At 49.1% G+C, this 16,081-nt stretch carries 14 protein-coding genes; 5 read left to right on the top strand and 9 right to left on the bottom strand.

Going from position 1 to position 16,081, the window contains the following annotated elements; all coding sequences use genetic code 11:
* Positions 1-74: 74 nt before the first annotated feature.
* The 6 genes from L2712_RS05080 to dapA form a co-directional block, all read right to left on the bottom strand.
* Positions 75-392 carry a hypothetical protein gene (locus L2712_RS05080; RefSeq protein WP_248977088.1) on the bottom strand — a complete coding sequence of 106 codons (318 nt, stop codon included), beginning with the start codon at positions 390-392 and terminating at the stop codon, positions 75-77.
* A 208-nt stretch (positions 393-600) separates the two neighbouring features.
* Positions 601-3,705, bottom strand: coding sequence for an efflux RND transporter permease subunit (locus L2712_RS05075; protein WP_248977087.1), 3,105 nt, complete (start codon positions 3,703-3,705; stop codon positions 601-603).
* The gene (locus L2712_RS05070; protein WP_033538375.1) at positions 3,702-4,787 is read right to left on the bottom strand and encodes an efflux RND transporter periplasmic adaptor subunit; all 1,086 of its coding nucleotides are present in this window, start codon (positions 4,785-4,787) and stop codon (positions 3,702-3,704) included. The genes L2712_RS05075 and L2712_RS05070 overlap by 4 nt, the downstream gene beginning before the upstream one ends.
* 163 nt (positions 4,788-4,950) lie before the next feature.
* Positions 4,951-7,314: an EAL domain-containing protein gene (locus L2712_RS05065; protein WP_248977086.1), complete on the bottom strand. Its 2,364-nt coding sequence runs from the start codon at positions 7,312-7,314 to the stop codon at positions 4,951-4,953.
* A gap of 244 nt (positions 7,315-7,558) precedes the next feature.
* The gene (gene bamC / locus L2712_RS05060; protein WP_033538373.1) at positions 7,559-8,680 is read right to left on the bottom strand and encodes an NlpB/DapX family lipoprotein; all 1,122 of its coding nucleotides are present in this window, start codon (positions 8,678-8,680) and stop codon (positions 7,559-7,561) included.
* Between the two features lie 4 nt (positions 8,681-8,684).
* The gene (dapA, locus tag L2712_RS05055) at positions 8,685-9,569 is read right to left on the bottom strand and encodes a 4-hydroxy-tetrahydrodipicolinate synthase (RefSeq protein ID WP_033538372.1); all 885 of its coding nucleotides are present in this window, start codon (positions 9,567-9,569) and stop codon (positions 8,685-8,687) included.
* A 242-nt stretch (positions 9,570-9,811) separates the two neighbouring features.
* Between dapA and L2712_RS05050 the strand changes: the two genes are divergently transcribed.
* Entirely contained in the window at positions 9,812-10,366 is a 555-nt protein-coding gene (locus L2712_RS05050) for a glycine cleavage system transcriptional repressor (protein ID WP_033538371.1), read from the top strand.
* The gene (gene bcp, locus L2712_RS05045) at positions 10,363-10,836 is read left to right on the top strand and encodes a thioredoxin-dependent thiol peroxidase (RefSeq protein ID WP_088904716.1); all 474 of its coding nucleotides are present in this window, start codon (positions 10,363-10,365) and stop codon (positions 10,834-10,836) included. Before L2712_RS05050 ends, bcp begins: the two co-directional genes overlap by 4 nt.
* A 55-nt stretch (positions 10,837-10,891) precedes the next feature.
* Here bcp and L2712_RS05040 read toward each other — a convergent pair whose 3' ends face one another.
* Entirely contained in the window at positions 10,892-11,503 is a 612-nt protein-coding gene (locus tag L2712_RS05040; protein WP_248977085.1) for a LysE/ArgO family amino acid transporter, read from the bottom strand.
* Between the two features lie 124 nt (positions 11,504-11,627).
* Between L2712_RS05040 and L2712_RS05035 the strand changes: the two genes are divergently transcribed.
* Positions 11,628-12,515 (top strand): LysR family transcriptional regulator ArgP, encoded by an 888-nt coding sequence (locus tag L2712_RS05035; protein ID WP_248977084.1) that lies wholly within the window; start codon positions 11,628-11,630, stop codon positions 12,513-12,515.
* A gap of 63 nt (positions 12,516-12,578) precedes the next feature.
* Here L2712_RS05035 and L2712_RS05030 read toward each other — a convergent pair whose 3' ends face one another.
* Complete coding sequence (locus L2712_RS05030) at positions 12,579-13,664, bottom strand: AI-2E family transporter (protein ID WP_088904718.1); 1,086 nt, start codon at positions 13,662-13,664, stop codon at positions 12,579-12,581.
* Between the two features lie 112 nt (positions 13,665-13,776).
* Entirely contained in the window at positions 13,777-13,998 is a 222-nt protein-coding gene (locus L2712_RS05025; protein WP_033538367.1) for a sulfurtransferase TusA family protein, read from the bottom strand.
* A gap of 181 nt (positions 13,999-14,179) precedes the next feature.
* Here L2712_RS05025 and bepA point away from each other — a divergent pair, with 181 nt between their 5' ends.
* Together bepA and arsC are read left to right on the top strand one after the other, a co-directional pair.
* Positions 14,180-15,637, top strand: a complete 1,458-nt coding sequence (gene bepA / locus L2712_RS05020; RefSeq protein WP_088904719.1) for a beta-barrel assembly-enhancing protease — start codon at positions 14,180-14,182, stop codon at positions 15,635-15,637.
* Between the two features lie 85 nt (positions 15,638-15,722).
* The gene (gene arsC, locus L2712_RS05015) at positions 15,723-16,070 is read left to right on the top strand and encodes an arsenate reductase (glutaredoxin) (protein WP_033538365.1); all 348 of its coding nucleotides are present in this window, start codon (positions 15,723-15,725) and stop codon (positions 16,068-16,070) included.
* Positions 16,071-16,081: the final 11 nt, after the last annotated feature.

The following is a 16,081-nucleotide window of genomic DNA, read 5'->3' as shown; positions in this document are numbered from 1 at the left end:
AAGCCTTTTTTATCACTGTGAAACCAAACATTGGCGCTTGTGGTTACCCATGTAGCCAGATGTTATCATCCGTATTAGCTCGTGAGACTCTCGACCCAAGTTTCGGGGTTCGCCACAATAAACTGGTATTTGTCACCATTACTCAGACTCACCTGGATCCCATCTGGCGTAATAGGCAAGATCCCCGCGCCCTTACCCCAACAGGTCTCCACCTTAACTATCTCTTTGAGCGGTAAATGATAAGGACCATAGAGGCCGTCGGCACTAAAAGACTTAAAATCGAGGGTTTCTCGATTTAGGCTCAAACGTCCATCGACTCGAATGGCATTCTTCTGTAGCGTCGCCGGGCTCGATGTTACCTGTCGCTGTTCAGTCTCAATTGATAATCTCATTGCATATCTCCCTGCTGCAACTAAGTGTCACTCTACTCTACTATAGCCTGTACACCTTGTTAATAAGCCTTTGGTTGACAGAGGCTTTGTCACATCTATACGATGCCGTCGTCTATCGATGCTTAGGTGTTGGTGAAATTAAACACCTGAAGTCAAACTCCTAGACGATAGCGATAAAAAGGCCAATCTTGCGATTGGCCTTTAAGAACTAGTTGCGCATATCCTGTTTTAACTCCTCTTCGAGGCGCTGACTTACCGCCTCTGGGGAACCTGTATTACGGGCGATTAAGCCATAAGCGACAGGGATCACCAAGAGTGTAAAAAAGGTCGCCAGTATGATACCCGACAGCACCACTACCCCGATCACAAAACGAGTTTCTGCGCCGGCGCCCTGAGCCATAACCAAAGGTATGGCCCCCGCTGCCGTCGTGATCCCCGTCATCAGGATAGGACGCAGACGCTGGCTGGCCGCCTGAATGATCGCCTTGTCGAACTCGAGTCCTTTATCCCTTAATTGGTTAGCAAATTCGACAATCAAGATACCATTTTTAGCTGCAAGGCCCACCAACATGATAATCCCTATCTGGCTATAGATATTTAGGCTCTGCCCAGTTAACCAAAGGCCAATCAGTGCGCCCAGCGTCGCCAACGGCACGGTCAACATGATCACCATAGGGTGAATGTAGCTCTCAAATTGCGCCGCCAATACCAAGAAGACAATCCCCAAGGCTAACAGGAAAACGAAATACATGGAGCTACCCGATTCCTGATAATCGAGCGACTGACCCTTATAGCTGATCACCGCTTCGGCTGGCAGATAGGTGTAAGCCAGATCGTTGAGGTAGTTAAGTGCCTCGCCCAAACTATATCCATCGGCTAAGTTGGCTTCTATGGTGATCGCCCGCATACGGTTGTAGCGATTCAGCTGGCTGGCGTCGGCAAACTCCTCAACAGAGACAAGGTTTGCCAGCGGGATCAACTCGCGACTACGGTCAGAGCGAACATAGATGTTACTCAGATCGCTGGCGGTATTTTGATTATCCCGGTTACCCTCGATGATCACGTCATACTCTTCACCATCGCGCATGAAGGTGGTCACCAGACGCGAACCCAGCATAGACTCCAAGGTTCGGCCGATGTGAGAGATAGATACCCCGAGATCCGCCGCTCTATCCTTATCGATCACCACCCTGAGCTGTGGCTTGGTTTCTTGATAGTCATGATCTAAACCGACAAGGTTAGGGTTTTCCTTAGCCTTCTCCAGCAAGATATCACGCCATTTGGCGATCTCTTCATAGCTTGGGCCGCCCAGAACGAACTGCACAGGTTTTCCCACACCTCGGCCGAAGGCCTGGCGCATGACAGGGAATGCTCTCACCCCAGCCAGATCAGACAGGCGACCGCGTATATCGCCTATGATCTCAAAAGCACTGCGACGTGTTGCCCAGTCTTCGAGCACGATAATGGCCATACCATTAGAGAAGTTGGCGCTGCGACCAAAACCACGTGGTGCACGAATCAGCAGTCGCTTAATCTCACCACTCTCTACCAGCGGCATCAGGCGTGCTTCAATCTCATCCATATAAGGCGTGATATATTCAAAACTCGCCCCCTGCGGACCGTTAACGATCAGGAACATAGAGCCCCTATCTTCCCTCGGTGCAAACTCCTGAGGTACCTTAGTCATCAGGTAGCCACTGAGACCTAACGCAATAACCACCAGAGAACTGACGATAAAGGGATGGGTCATGGCGCGCTTTAAGGTCGCCTGATAACCATTTGACAGCCAGTCCATCCCTGCATCGATTTTGCGCACCAACCAAGGGTCTTGCCCTGCCGGTTTAAGCAACTTAGAACACATCATGGGGCTTAGGGTCAGCGCCACTAAGCTTGAGAAGATCACCGCGGCGCTCATCGCTACCGCAAACTCTTTAAAGAGCTTGCCCAGATCCCCTTCAAGGAAAGTGATCGGCATAAATACGGCCACGAGGACTAGCGTCGTTGCCACTACGGCAAACGCCACTTCGCGGGACCCCAAGTACGCGGCCTTGAGGGGTGAGTCGCCCTCTTCGATACGTCTGTGAATGTTCTCCAGCACTACGATGGCATCATCCACCACCATACCGATGGCTAAGATCATCGCCAGCAGAGTCAACAGGTTAATGGTATAACCCAAGGCATAGAGGACGATAAAGGTGGCCATTAAGGACACAGGCACAGTTAACGCCGGGATCAACATAGCGCGCACACTGCCAAGGAACAGATAGATCACGATTATCACCAGGAACATGGCGATAAACAGTGTCTGATACACCTCCTTGATAGAGGCCTCGATAAACACAGAGCTGTCGTAAGAGCGTTTGATCTCCATCCCAGCAGGTAATGTGGGGTTGATCTTATCGACCAGTGCATTAGCGACGCGGGCCACTTCCAAGGTATTAGAGGTAGATTGCTTGGAGATCCCCAGACCAATCATAGCCTCACGGTTACCACGGAAGGTGATACGTTCCTCTTCTGAGCCAATCTCTACCCTGGCCACATCGCCAAGTTTGATAAGATAGCCATCTTCCCCTTCAGCCAGTACCAGATTGCTAAAGTCTTCTTCCGTCTTAAAGGTGCGCTCCAAACGCACGGTGAAATGACGGTCTTTCGACTCTACCGAACCGGCCGGCAGCTCGACGTTTTCTGATCTCAGTACAGATTCAATATCCGACACTGTCAGGTTACGAGCTGCCAAGGCTTGACGGTCTATCCAGATCCGCATGGCGTAAACCTTGCCGCCGCCGATACGGATGTTTGCCACGCCGTCGATCACCGAGAATCTGTCGACTAAATAACGGCGGGCATAATCGGTGAGCTGCAAGGTACTCATCTGATCTGAGACCAGGTTGAGCCACATGATCACCTCATCACCACCATTAGCCTTTTGCACCTCTGGTGGATCGGCCTCTTCTGGCAGGTTGTTGAGTAGCCCTGAGATCCTGTCTCGCACATCGTTAGCCGCCGCTTCAATATCGCGGCCCACATCGAACTCTAAGGTTACAGAGGAGCGACCATCGCTACTCGAAGAGTTGATGTTACGGATCCCCTCAACACCACTGATCCTGTCCTCTACCAATTGAGTAATACGACTCTCTACCACGGCCGCACTGGCGCCGCGGTAGTTTGTTTGCACCGACACTATCGGCGGATCGATATTGGGATATTCCCTTAAGGGCAGTTTATCAAAAGAAACCAGACCAAAAGCGATCAATAACATGCTGATGACGGACGCAAAAACCGGTCGTTTTACCGACAAATCCGTCAAGATCATACTAGGGGCTCCACCTTAGCTTGTTGACTAAAACTAAAATTTTCGCTGAACTGCACCTTAACGGTATCGCCTGGACGCACTTTAAGAATACCGCGCACCATCACCTGCTCACCCACGTTTACGCCGCCGACAATCTCGACCCAACCGCGTTTACGCAAGCCGATTTGTACCTGACGACGCTCGACCACATTCTCATCATTAACCAAGTAGACGAAATGATTCTTCTGTATCGGAATAATCGCCGCTTCAGGAATAATGAGCGCATCTCGGCTCTGCTTAATAAGCTTCACCTTCATCAACATACCCGGCAATAGACGTAGATCCTTGTTAGCGATCTCAGCGCGTACCATCACCGCGCGGGTGATGGGATTAACGCGGCTGTCGACCGACACAACCTTGCCGGTAAAGAGTTCACCCTCAAAAGCCACAGCGCTGGCTTCAACCGATTTGCCTATGGCCAAGGACTGTAAGAAACGCTCAGGCACCGAGAAGTCGAGCTTGATGGTGGAGATATCATCCAGGGTGGTGATCACAGTACCAGGTGTCACTAGGCTTCCCTGGCTCACTTGCCGTAGACCCAAGCGTCCCGAAAATGGCGCTCGGATCCGTCTGTCCTTAAGGGATGACTCCGCCTGCTCCAGCTCTGCCTTAGCGGTGTCGATAAGGGTTTGCAGCCTGTCACGCTCCAGGGCGGCAACGGTCTGGCTGGTCACCAAAGAACTAATACGAGCCAGTTCGCGCTCATGATCTTTCATCTTAACTTTGGCGACTGTCACTCTGGCGATCTGCTCTCTATCTTGCAAACGCACCAGCAATTGGCCCTTTTCCACCAGTTGACCGTCTTCAAAATTTAACTCGGTGACCATGTCAGTCACCTTAGGCGTCACAGTGATAGACTCATTCGCCTTGCCCGTACCCAGGGCTTCGACTTCGTCGCGAATAGGCTGCATCTCAGCCTTAGCAACCACGACATTTGGCGTCGGCCTGGCACGTGGTTTAGTTGTAGATTCCGTCTGTTGATTGAAATAGTAGGTGGCGGCGCCTGCCGCTAAAAGTATTGAGATTATTATCGTTTTTTTCATCAATCTTCCGAATGAATACACATTATGTTAACGGTAGTTTACCTAGTAATCTAAGTGCTTCAAGGCGTTTTACTTTTGCTTACAAACTTAACGCTTGGTTTACACTCAGGGCGATTTTCCAACACCAGAGAGGATTCCCTATTCCTCGTCACACTCGCACATATCATCTATAAAAGGGTGACTCTTTCAGCATAAGCAATAGGTTTTCTGCGCTCATAGAGGGATTCATAAACTGTCCCTGACCATAGTCGCAACCTAAGCTCTGCATCGTTTGATACTGCTCTTGTGTTTCAATTCCTTGCGCTACGGTTTCAATATTGAGTGTATTGGCCAGGTTAATAATGGTTTCAAATATCACCTTGTTGTCATAAGCCATCACCATGGGACTAATCAGGCTGCGCGCAATCTTTAGGCGATCGAAGCGGAAACGCTGCAGATAATGAAGGCTTGCATGGCTTGCGCCAACATCATCCAAACTAACTTGAATGCCAAGGCGTTTCGCTCTGGCTATCAGCGCCGACACTTCCCCCATCTCGGTGGCTAGACTCGGTTCAGCCACTTCTATTGCTAACAAGCTTGCAAGCTTAACCCCCAGCTCGCCTTGCCCTTCTAAACTGTCGAGCAAATAGCGCCCATCACAGGCAATATTCTGACTGATCCTAAAACCCTGCGGAAAAGCGTCATGGTGATCTTGCAGCAGCGCCAGTAATTGTTTCGCCACATAGTTATCTAACGAATCTAACCCTTCCTGGTGCCTCAGTTGAGGCAATAATCGCTTTGCCGAGATAATTCCAAGTGTAGGATGTCGCCAACGCAGCAGCGCCTCGGCGCCAAACAGTTTTCCATCCTTAAAGCGATACAGGGGCTGAAACTCCAAATAAAGTTCACCGTTTGCAATTGCCTCCATGAAGGCTTCTGCCAATTGCTCCTCATCACAACTCTCCTGCTCCGTGTCAAACTGACACATTTGCGCCCGCCCCTGCAACTTAGCACTTAGCAGCGCCTGGTCGGCCTGGCGCATCAGCGACGATTCACTCTGGTGCGGAGAAAAACAGGTCACCATCCCCAAACTAAACGAGAGAGAAATAGAGATCCCCCCCAAATCATGCACCTCCATCATCTGCTGGCGCAGCGCCTCAACCCTGTCATAGCATTCAGAGGGAGAGCTAATGCCTTCGAGCAGCAACGCAAACTGGTCTCCCCCAAGGCGGCTGAGGGTATCATGGGCTTGCAATGCCCCTCTGACGCGATTAGCAACCAACTTAAGCAACTCATCACCAATTTGATGGCCGTAAGCATCATTTACCGCTTTAAAATGATCGATATCGAAGAACACCAGGCCGAAGCCAAGGGGCGCATTTTCTTCTGGCTGAGTGATAGTACGTAACGCCTGGCCTAAACGATCAATGAATAAACTGCGATTAGGCAACTTGGTTAAACTGTCCTGCAGGGCTAATTCGGTTAGACGAGACTTAAGCTGCATTCTGGCGATGGCGTTACAGATATGTTTAGCGACAAAAACCAATAACTGCAGATCCTCTTCACGATAACGGTAATCACCATGATAACTCTGCACCACAACAATGCCGCGACAGGAATCACTGTCAAAAGGAACACCCAGCCAGGCAAGGGGGAGCGCGCCGTTGATCACTATATCCCCATCACTCACCATCTGCTTAAGCCTGTTTTCATCTGCCAACAAGGGCTTATTTTTCAGCAGCACATACCCTGTGATACCGAGTTCCCCCGGCGACATGGCGAACTGGGCATCTTGAGGCACCTCATCATACTCATCCACATGATAGGGGAAATGTAAGAAGTGACCATCATCGCTCATTAGCGCGACATAGAAATTGTCCGCCAAAATAAGCCGAGAGATACATTGATGTAGCTTGCTATAGAAGTGTTTAATCGAATCTGTCTCAAAGATGATCTCGGCGATCGCAAACAGGGTATCCTGGATCTTACTGGTGTACTCCAGCGCCTCTATCCGCTTTTGCAAGCTAACCAGATTATTCGCTCGATGGATCTTCAGCGCCGTGATAGTCGCCAGTGCAAATAAAATATGCTCATGCTGCGCCGTGTAGAAATTCTTCTTGGGATGCTCAGTGTCTATTACTCCTATTACCTCACCGTCTACCAGCATGGGCACGGCTAACTCAGATAACCTTGGGGCATCATCGACAATATAATTAGGGAATTGGCGAGTGTCGGCGACGATCAGAGGCTGCTTTGTCTTGGCCACAGTGCCGACAACGCCCTCGCCGATTTTGAGCTCTATGGGCGCGAGGATCTCGTGAGCTGTGGGGTTTTTCGCACCGAAGGTGGCCTTTTGCACCAGCAATCCACGCTCTTGATCCAATAGATAGACCACCACATCATCGAACCCAAGTTGTGACACCACGTTTTGTGCCAAATGCCATAGGATCTCTTCCACGCCACTCAGTGAAAGCATGTCGATGGCAAATTCACTAATCACCTTTAAATACTTAGCTTCGACATCCTGCAGTTGAACCTTAGATCCCATGCCTACTCCGGCGCTATTGTGGTATCAGACTAATGAATGACAATCTCAATAACTATATGGCATAGATGGCTGACCCGCCATTTTCGCCACTACCAAAGAGGTAGTTGTTTCGTCTAACGACTCACTATGTTTCTGTCTTAACGGATCAGGTTTTCCGCAATCTTGGCTTCCTTCGGCCAACAGCCTTTTCAGGCCCAAAAAAAAGAGGCCTAAGGCCTCTTTTCTAGTTTATATCTGCAATGGATTATCTGACTTTTCGATCTTCGTTCATCAGCTCTGCTAAACCGCTATAAACGGCCTCGACCACCTCGTTAGATACAGGCTCATCTTCTTTATCTTTTAGATAGATGCGTGTCTTACTCACATCTACTTTATCTTGCTCAATTTGCAAGCGATAAGAACCCTCTTCTATCGGCAGCTTCTTCTCGCTCCACAGTGAGCTCCAGAAACCTGAATCATCATTGACATTGATATAGTAAAGCCCCTTGTTATTGTCCATGTCGACAATTTCAAAGCCCATCTCTGGCAGTACCAGGCGTAATCGCTCCCAAGTACGGCTGAAACTAGCATCGGCTAACCAGTAACTTATCTCGGCTGTCTCAGCATCGCTCGTTTCTGACGCCTTCACCATCTCAACATCTATGCCCAGGCTATCACGTAAGCGTTTGGCCTTAATCGCCTTAGCACGCTTAATGCTCATGTAGGCGATGGTGCTGTTAAGCATATCAACGGTGTAACGACGCTTATCTTCACCAGTTAGCAAGATATCCTGCGCCTTACCATCGAAGCTCTCTTCGTGATCAATTAATTCGATAGCAAGATTACCATTACGGCCATGAGGACGCACATTTACGCTGAATCGATAGCGTTGACGCACAGAGTAAACCTCATCGGCGCCCCACATAGAGGTCTCAATAACTTCTTGATTTTCTATCCAATCAGTCTCGATGATGCCACTTTCTCTGTCTTCTTTTACCAGCTTGATATTATGCTGATTAAAATATTCATCCAAGATACCAAAAATTTCAGTGCGCAGATCGATATCATTGTCGATAGACTCGACCACGATCTTAATGCTGTCACTGGATTCTTCTACATGGGTACCTTCTGCCATAGGCAATACTTGCAGCGGCGGACGAATATCCAGCTTCTTACCCACCAGGTTTTTATCAGCCTTGCGACCGACCTGTGGGATCTCGTATTCGGTATTGTACTTAGGCTCATTCAATCCCGCCGGGATCACCAGCTTAGGCTGTACAGTCACGTTAGCATAGTCGTCATCGCCATTGGCCTGGCGTCTGTCGATAGGTGTACTGCAAGCCGTTACGGCGGCAACCAGTAAGATTGGGGTTACTTGCTTTAGCATTTAATTATTGAACCTCTATTCGGGCATTTTTCATCGCTTCTAGCAACAGACCATGATATTCATCAGAAAGTTCCGTTAACGGCAAGCGAATATGTCCTTGGCTAATCAACCCCATACGATGAGCGGCCCATTTAACCGGAATGGGATTGGCTTCGCAAAACAGTGCTTTGAACAGATCTTTCATCGGTGCCTCTGCCTGCAGAGCAGCGTCAACATCACCTTTTAGCGCAGCATCACACATTAACTTAAACTGCTTAGGCACTATGTTGTTAGCCACCGAAATAACCCCATTACCACCTAAGGTTAGAAATTCCCGCGCCGTAGCATCATCACCGCTGTAAAGCATAAAGTCGTCACCACAAAGCTGACGCAGCTTAGCGACACGACTCAGGTCGCCGGTGGCTTCCTTAACACCAATGATATTGGGCACTTCAACCAACTGAGCTACGGTTTCTGGCAGCATATCGACTGCAGTACGTCCGGGCACATTGTAAAGAATTTGCGGAATATCAGTAGACGCCGCTACCGCACGATAATGAGCGATAAGCCCCTTAGGCGTGGGTTTGTTGTAGTAAGGCGTTACACCTAACATGGCCGCAACCCCAAGGTTGGCTTGAGCCTTGGTCAGTTCGATCGCTTCTGCGGTCGCATTGGCACCGTTACCGCCGATAACGGGTACCCTTCCTGCGGCAAATTTAACCGTGTGGGCAACCACCTCTATATGTTCTGAAATAGGTAAAGTGGCAGACTCGCCAGTCGTACCAACGGCAACAATGGCGTCAGTACCTTGCTCAATATGGTATTCAACCAGCTTCTCGAGACTGGCGTAATCGACAGAGCCATCACTATTCATGGGAGTGATTAAGGCTACGATGCTTCCGTTTATCATGTGATTTCCCCAAGGATTCAGGACTGGCTATGGTACTGATGCTAACAGGTAAAAACAAGCATAAGTATCCCAAGATCATTGAGAATGATAACAGCAGGCGCTGTAGGTCAATTGTTTGACTCTTTATCACGACAGGGATCTCAAAACTGATAACATGTGTTAGCATAACCCTCCTTAAAAACGACGAATTATTCAATCGACGTTTATTTGTACAACGAGTTACCAATCAACGGGGGAGTTTCATGTCCAATCATCTGGTCGTTACCGCACTGGGTTCAGATCGTCCTGGTATCGTCAGTAAATTTGCCAGACTCGCAAGCGAATGTGACTGCGATATTGTCGATAGCCGAATGGCTCTCTTTGGTGGCGAGTTTACACTGATCATGATGATTTCGGGCGCCTGGGCATCGATCACTAAGATGGAAGCCAGCTTGCCAGCCCTGAGTGTAGAACTCGGCCTGCTGACTGTTATGAAGCGTTGTTCACAACACACGCCGCCTAACTATATCTCTCGTCTCGAAGTCACCTTCAACGGTAAAGACCAACGCGGCACCATGAATCGAATCACCCAGTTCCTGGCGGATCGTTCGCTCGATCTTGCCGCCGTTCGCTCCCACGCCGAAGAAACGCCAGATGGCGAGCCTGTGCAGAATGTGTTCCTCACTATCAATGTGCCAGAAAAGGTCGATATCGAAAAACTCGAACAAAATATCGCCTCTCTCGCCGAAGAGATGAACCTAAGCTGCCATATCGAACGTATGCAGGGTATCGAAACACAACCTAAGGATGATCTATGAAGACCTTAATGAAAGGCGATGTCGCGCCAAACTTTACCTTGCACAATCAAAATGATCAGGCCATCAGTTTGGCAGATGCCCTTAAACAGGGCCCTGTGCTTGTCTATTTTTACCCCAAGGCACTCACCCCTGGCTGCACCGTTCAGGCCTGTGGCCTGCGAGATACCAAGCCTGAGCTAGACAACCTTAAGGTAACCGTATTTGGGATTAGCCCAGATCCTGTTGCTAAACTTGGCCGTTTCGCTGACAAGCATGAACTTAACTTTAGCCTGCTCAGCGATGAGGATCACGCTGTCGCCGACGCCTTTGGCGTTTGGGGAGAAAAGAAGTTTATGGGTAAAATCTACGATGGAATTCACCGTCTTAGTTTCCTCATCGGACAAGATGGCAAGGTGGCCCATGTATTTGATAAGTTTAAGACCAAAGATCACCATGAAGTAGTGTTGAACTATATTCAACAAAACAGTTAATCATTGACTTACGAAAATCAAAAAAGCCGGCGATGCCGGCTTTTTTTAGATTAAATTATTTGATGTATGGCCATAATAACGCCGCCGCTATGCTCCACATGGTGAGACAGATAAAACGATCCAGGTAACACCATGCCTTAGGTTGTTTAAATAGCGGACTTAAATATCTCGCCCCCAGGCTCAGACCGAAAAACCACACAAATGACGCCAGCACCGCACCGGCTCCAAACAGTTGCCTATCCTCTTGCTCAAACTGAGTACTGATACTACCCAGCAGCACCACGGTATCTAAATAGAGATGAGGATTAAGCAAGCTTATACCGAGCGTCGTTAAAATCGCCGCCCTCAGAGTATCTGCTCCTTGCGTTGCCTCCGTATCCAGTCCCTGGGCATGAAACGAAGATCGTAAAGCCCGGGCTCCATAAGCCAGTAAGAAAATGGCGCCGCCAATGCTAGCGATATCCTTAATTAACGGAAATGCCAGGATAAGGTGGCCCAGACCAGCAACCCCGGCGGTGATCATCACCGCATCAATAAAAGAACACAGGGCTGCAATAGGCAGCGAATGCGACTGCTTTAACCCTTGTTTCAACACAAAGGCATTTTGTGCCCCCACGGCGATAATTAAGCTGCTGCCAACGCCAATCCCCTGAATAAAGGCTTGCACTTTTTACACTCCATCAATTTGTCACTGCTCAATGGCGGCAAGCATAGCCAGTCTGGATAAATAAACACAGCTAATAATTTTAATGTATCATTAGCAACGCTTATTAAACCTATTGAGATCATTTATGCTGGATTATGCTCATTTAAAAGCCCTGAGTGTGGTGATCACCGAAGGGGGATTCGAACGCGCCGCCAAGGTACTCTTCATTACCCAATCTGCGGTATCACAACGAATCAAGGCTCTGGAAGAGCGTGTGGGACAAACCTTGCTGATCCGCAGTAATCCGGTGCAGGCAACCCCCATGGGTAAACGTCTGCTGCGCCACTATGCTCAGGTGAGTCTGCTTGAGAGTGAGCTTAGCGCCGAGATAGATGCCGACGATCCGTCCCTGCCCACAGTGGTTAAGATAGCCGTAAATGCCGATAGCCTGGCCACCTGGTTTCTACCCGCCATTGCCGAACTGTTTAAGCGCCACCGTTGGTTGTTAGAGTTGATCGTCGACGACGAATCCTATACCCATCACTTGCTTAAAAGCGGTGAAGCCGTAGGCTGTGTCACCACTACAGAGGCACCGCTAGCGGGCTGCTCCAGCGAATACCTGGGACAAATGGAGTATCAATGTGTTGCCACCCAAGCGTTTATCCAGCGTTACTTTGCCGATGGCGTGACCCCACAGAGTCTGCGACAGGCACCGGCGGTGGTGTTTTCCACTAAAGACAAGTTACATGAGAAGTTTCTCGGCGAATTTTTCGCCATCGAGCCAGAGCAGTGGCGCGAACATCAAATTCCCTCATCTGAGAGTTTTCTTGAGGCCATCATACAAGGCATGGGTTATGGTTTGGTCGGCCACCTGCAGGCTGAGCCTTTGCTACAAAGCGGGGCTCTGAAGGTTATAGCGCCAAATTGCGCCATGAGCGTGCCCCTTTTCTGGCAGCACTGGAACATCAAGGCCAAACAAACCACGCTCGTCTATCGCGCCTTAGCGGCTACCGCTAAACAAGCCTTAAAGTAAAAGGGAACCTAAGATACAAAAAGGGAGCCAACTGGCTCCCTCTTAGGTCTAGTCAATCGGCGACTAACTGGCTGTCTGCTCAGTATTCTGGTCACCTTTATCGACCTTAGGCCAGGCATTGACCACAGCCTTTACCAGGGAGGCGAGCGGAATCGCAAAAAAGACGCCCCATACCCCCCAAAGACCACCAAATATCAATACCGCAGCGATAATAAACACAGGGTGCAGATCCACCGCATCGGAGAAGAGGATAGGCACTAAGAGGTTGCCATCAAGCGCCTGAATGATGCCATACCCCAACATCAGGTAACCAAACTCAGGACTCAGGCCCCACTGAAAAAAGGCCACCAGCGCAATAGGCAGAGTTACCAAGGTCGCGCCCACATAAGGGATGAGTACAGAAAATCCCGTTAACACGCCAAGCAGGGCTGCATAACGCAGGTCCATCACCGCAAAGAAGATATAACTGGCCGCGCCGATGATCACTATCTCAATCACCTTGCCGCGAATATAGTTAAAGATCTGCTGATTCATCTCTACCCATACCTTACGAGCCAATTGACGGTTGGAAGGAATAAAGCGCTTACTGCCTTTTATCAGCTCATCTTTATCTTTTAAGAAGAAAAACACCAATAGCGGCACTAGAATCGCGTACACCATAAGCACCAACAGAGAGGCCGAGTAGCCGAGGAGTTGTTTGCCCAGATCAAAAATATGTTGGGTATCAAGCAGCTTTTTAATCTCACCAACCGAGGCATCAAGCTGTTCTACACTTAAAAACTGTGGGTAGCGCTCGACAAAACCTTTGAGTGTAATAAAACCTTTATCCAGCATGGTGGGTAGGTCTGTCACCAAGGCGACCCCCTGCTTCCAGATACTAGGCACCAGCCCGAAGGTAATAAGCAACATCACTCCCACAAACAGCACCAATACCAAAGAGGCTCCCGTCGTGCGGTTTATTCCTATTCTCACCATTTGTGCCACGGGCCATTCAAGCAAAAAAGCCAACACTAATGCCACTAGCAGCGGCGCCAATAAGCCCCCCGCAAAATAGATGGTCAAGGCGATCCCTAGCAAAATAAGTACTAAGGTCACTGCCTGGGGATCGCTAAATCGCTCTTTATACCAATTGGTAATTATCGAAAACATCTACACTTCCTAATTAGAAACCACTGCAAACAGAGCCTTATCTAGCCTCTGTTGTTAAATGACGCCATAAAAAACGGTTTAACTTACATTCATGCCTATCATCCAAATGAGATTAGGCGCCTTTCTTGATAGATAACACTAAAGCTTGTGCATCATTTTGTATCTCGGCAAATTGCCACTGGGCCTTCACCAGATACCTGGGCACATCTTGCCGTGAGCCTGCATCAGCCAAGGAAACCTTGAGTTCACCTTCATCTGGCAACTGTTTCAACGCCATCTTTAGCTTAACTAAGGCTAAGGGACATCGGTAGTGGGTTAAGTCAATAAAAGTCATAATGATCTTGCTAAAGGCAAACTCGCGCTATTATCCTAAGTCTCCAGTGAAACCACAAGCTAACAATCTCGACATGCTGTACTGACTCGCTAGTGTCAGATTTTGCCAGCAAGCTGAACTAATTAGTGGCTTTGGGCTCCAATAATCAAAGTAAGTTACATATTAACCGCTAAGGATAAGTTTGAGTAAAGTAAACAAAGCAAAATCCCTGGTTGCCGGTGCACTGTCAATGGCGCTTTTTTTTAACCCGCCCTTAGGTTTTGCCAACAATGACCTCCCAGATCTTGGCACGGCAGCGGTTAATACCTTCAGTTTGGAAAAAGAGAGCAGTTATGGTGACGCTTATATGCGGGTGATCCGCTCCTCGGCGCCCATGCTAAACGATCCTGTATTAAATCAATATCTCACCGAACTGGGTAACAGACTGGTGGCTCACGCCACAGGGGTGAAGACCCCCTTCTATTTTTTCATGCTGCGTAATGATGAGATCAACGCCTTCGCCTTCTTCGGTGGACATGTTGGCGTACATACGGGACTATTTCTCAATGCCGACAACGAAAGCCAACTAGCTTCGGTGTTGGGACACGAAATCACCCACGTTACTCAAAGGCACTTAGCGCGATCGATAGAGGCGCAGCAGAAAAGTTCACCCGCCACCATTGCGGGTTTATTAGGGGCGATACTGCTCACTATCGCCGCACCTCAAGTCGGTATGGCCGCCATGGCCACCACTCAAGCCTTAGCAACCCAAGCGCAAATTAACTATACCCGTCTGCATGAAAAAGAAGCCGACCGCATCGGCATGCAGATCTTGGTGGATGCCGGTTTCGATCCTAACGGTGCGTCAGATTTCTTTGCCAAACTCGCGACCCGATACCGCTTTACCACTAAACCACCTCAAATGTTATTGACTCACCCTCTCCCCGAGTCTCGTATCGCCGAAGCCAGAAACCGTGCCGCTCAGTATCCCCACAGATATATCGCCGATAATCTGGACTTCCAACTCGCCAAGGCCCGTATTCAGGTGCGCTTCTCCAGCTACAGTGAAGAGGCCGCACTTGCCTTATTTAAGGGGCAATTGAGGAAGAACAGCTATCAGTTTAAAGAGGCGGCGCAATATGGCCTCGCCCTCGCCTTACTTCGCGCCGATAAGGCCGAGGAGTCTGAGAAGATCATTGATGAGCTTCTGACGAACGACCCTCACAATCTCTTCTATATCGATACCAAGACAGATCTGCTACTTGAAAGGGAGCAGCACCAGCAAGCGATTGATCTATTAACTCAGGAACGCAAGTTAAAACCCACTTCGCAGGTGATTAATATCAACCTGGCCAATGCACTGATTGAAGCGAATCAAGCTCGCAAGGCTATTCCCTTGCTGGAGGATATGATCTTCCTCGACAAACAAAATCAGTTGCCACTGCTACTGCTCAGTGATGCTTATAAGCAAACGGGTAATCGCGCCATGGAACATTTTGTTAAAGCCGAGTCTATGGCCTTGGCCGCCGACTACGACGGCGCGATCGATCAACTCAACTTTGCCTATCGTTTATCCGAACAAAACCCGCTGCAACTGGCAAAAATTGAGGCCAGAATTCGCCAATTTAAACAGTCCAAGAAGGCACTTGATCTACTTTAGCCCAGGAGGGTGAGCCAACTCCCTGTGACTCGGCTCACCTTTTCAAGTAGAATATCGGCAAATTTCTCTAACGGACCGAACAGTCATGACGCAAGTAAGCATTATTCATAACCCTCGTTGTTCAAAAAGCCGTCAAACCCTGGCACTACTCGAAGAACAAGGCTGCGACATCCAAGTCATCGAATACCTAAAAACCCCCCTGACTAAGGTTGAGATCCGCAGCATCTTGGATAAGTTAGCGATCTCCCCACGGGAATTGATGCGTACCAAAGAAGAGGAATACAAAGCTCAAAACCTGGCGACAGTCGAAGAGGACGAGGCGCTTATCCAAGCCATGGTCGATACCCCTAAGCTGATTGAACGTCCTATCGTACTGGCCAATGACAAAGCGGCCATCGGCAGACCGCCTGAAAGCGTGCTGGCTATCCTATAGGTGCCTCCTGA

The sequence above is a fragment of the Shewanella marisflavi genome (genome assembly GCF_023283925.1).
Taxonomy (GTDB): domain Bacteria; phylum Pseudomonadota; class Gammaproteobacteria; order Enterobacterales; family Shewanellaceae; genus Shewanella; species Shewanella marisflavi.
Note: the sequence above shows the minus strand (reverse complement) of the source record. Positions and strands in the feature narration are given on the sequence as shown.

Coding starts and splice junctions, on each gene's coding strand:
- L2712_RS05080 (WP_248977088.1), bottom strand. CDS start 392: ATGAGATTATCAATTGAGACTGAACAGCGACAGGTAACATCGAGCCCG.
- L2712_RS05075 (WP_248977087.1), bottom strand. CDS start 3,705: ATGATCTTGACGGATTTGTCGGTAAAACGACCGGTTTTTGCGTCCGTC.
- L2712_RS05070 (WP_033538375.1), bottom strand. CDS start 4,787: ATGAAAAAAACGATAATAATCTCAATACTTTTAGCGGCAGGCGCCGCC.
- L2712_RS05065 (WP_248977086.1), bottom strand. CDS start 7,314: ATGGGATCTAAGGTTCAACTGCAGGATGTCGAAGCTAAGTATTTAAAG.
- bamC (WP_033538373.1), bottom strand. CDS start 8,680: ATGCTAAAGCAAGTAACCCCAATCTTACTGGTTGCCGCCGTAACGGCT.
- dapA (WP_033538372.1), bottom strand. CDS start 9,569: ATGATAAACGGAAGCATCGTAGCCTTAATCACTCCCATGAATAGTGAT.
- L2712_RS05050 (WP_033538371.1), top strand. CDS start 9,812: ATGTCCAATCATCTGGTCGTTACCGCACTGGGTTCAGATCGTCCTGGT.
- bcp (WP_088904716.1), top strand. CDS start 10,363: ATGAAGACCTTAATGAAAGGCGATGTCGCGCCAAACTTTACCTTGCAC.
- L2712_RS05035 (WP_248977084.1), top strand. CDS start 11,628: ATGCTGGATTATGCTCATTTAAAAGCCCTGAGTGTGGTGATCACCGAA.
- L2712_RS05030 (WP_088904718.1), bottom strand. CDS start 13,664: ATGTTTTCGATAATTACCAATTGGTATAAAGAGCGATTTAGCGATCCC.
- L2712_RS05025 (WP_033538367.1), bottom strand. CDS start 13,998: ATGACTTTTATTGACTTAACCCACTACCGATGTCCCTTAGCCTTAGTT.
- arsC (WP_033538365.1), top strand. CDS start 15,723: ATGACGCAAGTAAGCATTATTCATAACCCTCGTTGTTCAAAAAGCCGT.